Origin of the sequence: Rubrivirga sp. (genome assembly GCF_049648075.1) — a bacterium.
Lineage (GTDB): Bacteria > Bacteroidota > Rhodothermia > Rhodothermales > Rubricoccaceae > Rubrivirga.
In genome coordinates, this window is the sequence record NZ_JBARYR010000144.1 from 1 (window position 1) to 3,076 (window position 3,076).

At 69.6% G+C, this 3,076-nt stretch carries 4 protein-coding genes; 1 reads left to right on the forward strand and 3 read right to left on the reverse strand.

The genetic code is table 11. The features are described from left to right. Nucleotides 1–170: 170 nt before the first annotated feature. Entirely contained in the window at nt 171–989 is an 819-nt protein-coding gene (locus WBA11_RS04025; RefSeq protein WP_424519438.1) for an aspartate/glutamate racemase family protein, read from the forward strand. Nucleotides 990–1,221: 232 nt separating this feature from the next. Here the strand turns inward: WBA11_RS04025 and WBA11_RS04030 are convergent, their stop codons facing one another. The 3 genes from WBA11_RS04030 to WBA11_RS04040 form a co-directional block, all read right to left on the reverse strand. Then, entirely contained in the window at nt 1,222–1,914 is a 693-nt protein-coding gene (locus tag WBA11_RS04030; RefSeq protein ID WP_424519439.1) for a hypothetical protein, read from the reverse strand. A gap of 137 nt (nt 1,915–2,051) precedes the next feature. After that, nucleotides 2,052–2,681, reverse strand: coding sequence for a response regulator (locus WBA11_RS04035; RefSeq protein WP_424519440.1), 630 nt, complete (start codon nt 2,679–2,681; stop codon nt 2,052–2,054). 24 nt (nt 2,682–2,705) lie between these two features. Then, a partial coding sequence (locus WBA11_RS04040; RefSeq protein WP_424519441.1) for a sensor histidine kinase occupies nt 2,706–3,076 on the reverse strand: 371 nt, incomplete at its 5' end.

Below are 3,076 nucleotides of genomic sequence, written 5' to 3' on the forward strand. Positions count from 1 at the left end.
ACCCCCAATAACAGGACCAAAACCTGCTGTGTTGCCGATTACACCATCGGGCAGACGGCACCGGGCCGGGGCACGCGCGTAGGCGGCCGTCGGTCCGATAGCTCCAAACTAGGCGTCGACGCGCGCGTCGGTCAACGCCTTCGCCCGACTCTCTCGCTTCTCCTCGCTCTGTGTTCAATCTCGATCCTGCCCTGACCGCGCTCCACGGGGCTCCATCGCCCGATGAGAGGTCCGCAATCGGGGTTCTCGGAGGCCTGGGACCCTACGCAGGCCTAGACCTGGTTCGCTCAGTCTTCGACGAGACCGAGGCCTCCCACGACCAAGAGCACCTGCCCGTCACCCTGGTCTCGTACCCAGGCCGGATCCCCGACCGTGCGACGTGGCTCGCTGATGAGACGGCCCCGAGCCCGCTCCCGGCCATGCTGGAGGTCCTACGCCGCCTCGACGACGCCGGATGCTCCGTCGTCGGCATCCCCTGCAACACGGCCCACGCGCCCGCCCTCTACGACCGGCTCCAAGACGGCCTCGATGCCGACGGCCGGGAGATCACCCTGGTCCACATCGTCGACGCGATCGTCGCGCGCGTCGGGGAGGTCGCACCGAAGGCGACCACGATCGGGGTCTTGGCGACCACGTCCTCGATCGAGAACCGACTGCACGAGATCGGCCTCGAGGCCGCCGGGTTTCATGCCGTGGTGCCGGACGCGACCCACCAGGCCGCGGTCCAGAACGCGATCTACGGACCTCGAGGGCTCAAGGCCTTTTCGGCTCCGCCGCTGCCCGAAGCTCGCGACGCGCTTCTCTCGGCCTCGAGGGCTCTCATCGAGGACGGCGCCCAGGCGGTGATCCTAGGCTGTACCGAGCTCCCGCTCGCGGTGCCCGAGGCCGATCATGGGGGCGTCCCGTTCGTCAACTCGACGCGGGCGCTGGCGCGGGCGCTGATCCGGGCGACGCACCCGGCGAAGCTGCGGAGAGGGCACGGTCGATAACGGCGCTTATCTCACGCCATCAGGTGGTCTACCAGAGAGAGTCCGGTACTGTCTCTCCCGCATTGTGTGTGACTCCTCGGGGTGAGACGAGGGTGGAAGCGAGGCGGATTCCAGCGCCGGCCGTCCACAACCTGATACCAGCTCGACTAGGTCGGGGTCGGGGCTTGGTTAGAAGTCCGCCTCACCTTGTGCGGCCCTACCATCCCGTGAGCCCCGTCTCGTCAGGAGACGTCTACCTGTTGAGGTCGAACCAATCGAGGACCATGAGCGACGAGGACTCGAACGCGACGGCCTCGGACGAGCCCGACGGCACGCCGTAGACGGTGAACACGACGTCGGTGACCCGCGTCCGCTCCCCGGTCACCGTAACGAAGCCGGTCCCAGGACCTCCCGCACGCCGGGCCGAGTCGTCCTTGTAGTCCTTGACGAGGACGATCTGGCCGTCCCGCTCCTCCCAGTGGTATGAGTCCGGGTCCCGGTCGGACGAGCCGGCGGGGTACGAGTCCGGGCCGCCCGACGTCCTCGCACGCCCGGCATCTCTACCCCTGTACGTCAGGGGAGCGGCGGCGGTCACCCCGTCAGCGAGGTACGACACGGTGACGGAGTCGGGGACGAACCCGTCGAGCGAGAAGTCGACGTCGGTCCCGCTCGGGGTCCTCGTACTCAGAACCGACGCCGACCCGCCCTCTGACGTCTCGAGCGTGGCCGAGAACACCCCGCCCTCGGGGAGGGGGGAGAGCGAGTACAGAAAGTCCCCCGCCGTGGCCCCGGCGACGGGGACCCGGAGCGCGAGCGGGACGGCCTGCGGCGCGTCCGGCTCTACGTCCTGGCCCTCTTCTGTGGGACTGACGTTGGCGGTGTCGGGAGCGACCGCGTCGCACGCGGAGAGGCCGAGAGCGAGAAGGAGGGCGAAGCGGAACAGCATGGGGTGAACGCGGGCGGGTTTTAGGCGACACCGCCAGCCTAACCATCTCGTGGACCCCGATCGACCGCTTGGAACACCCCCGCCCGTAGTACTGGCGCACTACGCGGCGTCCAGATCCGGGGCGCGATCGCCACTCGCTAGCGCCCTACGAGACCACGCTCCCACGCCCACGCCACAGCCTCGCGCCACGACCCGACGTCGAGCTTCTCGTAGACGGACGAGACGTGGTTGCGGACCGTGTTCGGCGAGATCCCGAGCTCCTCCGCGATCTCCTTGTTTCCGAGACCCCGCGACATCGACCGTAGGACCTCGAGCTCCCGGTTGGTCACAGGGACGTCGTCTTCGACGGGGGAAGTCACGGACACGAACCACCGGCCCTCCCCCCTCGCGACGGCCTCGACCGCCTCGGCCACGAGCGCGAGCGGCTTGTCCTTCGTGACGTACCCGGCCGCGCCGGCCTGGAGCATGGACGCGACGTAAGCGGGGTCGTCGTAGGCGGAGAACGCGAGGACCCGCGTCGGGGACTCGGCCGCCCGGAGACGCTCGGCTACCTCGACCCCGCCCGCGCCGGATCCCCCGTCGGGCATTTCGACGTCGAGGAGGACGACGTTGGGCTCGAACTGCTCGACGAGCCGGACGGCTTCGTCGGCCGTAGACGCCTCGCCTACGACGTCGATCCGACCGGTCGCCTCGAACACGGCGCGGACACCGGCTCGGAGAGCGGGGTGGTCGTCGGCGAGGACGATGCGGACGGACGGGACGGACATAGCTTGGAGGGGAGTACGGGGGACCTACAGGTCTGGGGGGAACGGCCACGGGGCCGTCAGTACGACGGCGGTCCCCGACGGCTCCGACGCACCGACATCGAGGCGACCGCCGAGGAGCGCGGCCCGCTCTCCCATCCCGGCCAAGCCGAAGTGACCTCCGGAGGACAGGGCCTCCGGGTCATGGCCGGCCGGGACGCCACCCCCGTCATCGTGGACCTCCAACCTCAGGGTGGTCGGTGGGCCGGATTCGGGCTCGGCCGAGAGCTGGATGTCGACGCGGTGGGAGCGCCCGTGGCGGATCGCGTTCGTCACGGCCTCTTGGGCTACCCGGAACAGGGAGGCCTCCGCGTCGGGGTCCATCGGCGGAGCGTCTTCGTCCGCGCGGACCCGGACGC